This is a genomic window from Methylobacterium brachythecii (genome assembly GCF_014196345.1).
GTDB classification, from domain to species: domain Bacteria; phylum Pseudomonadota; class Alphaproteobacteria; order Rhizobiales; family Beijerinckiaceae; genus Methylobacterium; species Methylobacterium brachythecii.
Window position 1 is genome coordinate 1 of sequence record NZ_JACIDN010000027.1, and the last position, 1302, is coordinate 1302.

Annotated in this window: 1 pseudogene and 1 other annotated feature; the pseudogene reads right to left on the bottom strand. The window is 65.0% G+C overall.

Annotation, left to right across the window (positions count from 1 at the left end):
- Positions 1 to 1252: pseudogene (locus tag GGR33_RS25690) on the bottom strand (IS3 family transposase); the annotation flags it as partial.
- Positions 855 to 971 (bottom strand) — a sequence feature (AL1L pseudoknot). It overlaps the preceding pseudogene by 117 nt.
- Positions 1253 to 1302: the final 50 nt, after the last annotated feature.

A 1302-nucleotide genomic window follows, 5' to 3' on the forward strand; every position in this document is an offset into this window, starting at 1 on the left:
AGTGAACCGCGCCGGGTTTCCCGGAGGCCATTTTGGTTTGGGTCAGGCGGCCAAGGGTTGTACCTCGGTCTGGGCAAAGCGCGCTTCGGGTTCGGCGGGGGGATATTCCCGATCGGTTCGAGCAGGCGGCGGGTGTTGAACCAGTTGACCCATTCGAGGGTGGAGAACTCGACGGCCTCGAATGACCGCCACGTCCCACGTCAATGGATCACCTTCTTGTAGAGGCCATTGATCGTCTCGGCGAGAGCGTTGTCGTAGGAGGTGCCGACCGCTGCCGACGGACGGCTCGATCCCGGCCTGAGCGAGCCGCTCAGCGGAGCGCAGGGCAAGGTATTGCGAGCCCCTGTCGCTGTGGTGCACAAGGCCGCCGCCCTGGAGGGGACGGCGCTCGTGCAGGGCCTGCTCCAAAACATCCAGCACGAAGGCGGCATGGGCGGTTCGGGAGACCCGCCCGCCAACGATCCGGCGGGCGAAGACGTCGATCACGAAGGCCACGTAGACGAACTCGGACCAAGTCGCGACGTAGGTGAAGTTGGAGACCCAAAGTGCGTTCGGGCGTGGTGCCTTGAACTGCCGGTTGACCCGATCGTGGGGGCAAGCTGCGGCCGGATCGGGGATCGTTGTCCGGATCGTCTTGCCCCGCACGACGCCCTTCAATCCCATCGCCCTCATCAGCCGCGCGACGGTACAACGGGCCGCCACGATCCCGTCCCGGCCGAGCTGTCGCCAGACCTTGCGCACACCGTAGACGCAGAAGTTCGCTTCGAACACGCGCCGGATCTCGATCATCAGTGCCGCGTCGCTCTTGGCCTGCCGGGATTGGCGCGTCGCGCGGCATGCGCGTAGTACGTCGACGGGGCGATCGGCAGGACCCTGCAGATCGGCTCGATCCCGTAGACGGCGCGATGGTCGTCGATGAAGGCGATCATGTCCGCGACCGGTGGTCGAGCTCCGCCACCGCAAAATACGCCGACGCCTTCCGGAGAATCTCGTTGGCTTGGCGCAGTTCGCGGTTCTCACGTTCCAACGCTTTGATCCGCTCGCGCTCGTCCCTGGTCGGGACGCCTCGCACGCCCTGATCACGCTCGGACTGACGGATCCAGTTCCGGAGCGTCTTGCCCGAACAGCCGATCTTGGCCGCGATCGAATTGATCGTCGCCCATTGCGAGGCATGCTCGCCTTGATCGTCCAGCACCATCCGCACCGCGCGGGCACGGACCTCAGGGGAATACGGTGAGGTTCGCTTCGTCATGGCTCCATCCTCTCAAGAATTAGAGCCTCCGGGAAACCCAGCGCGGTTCA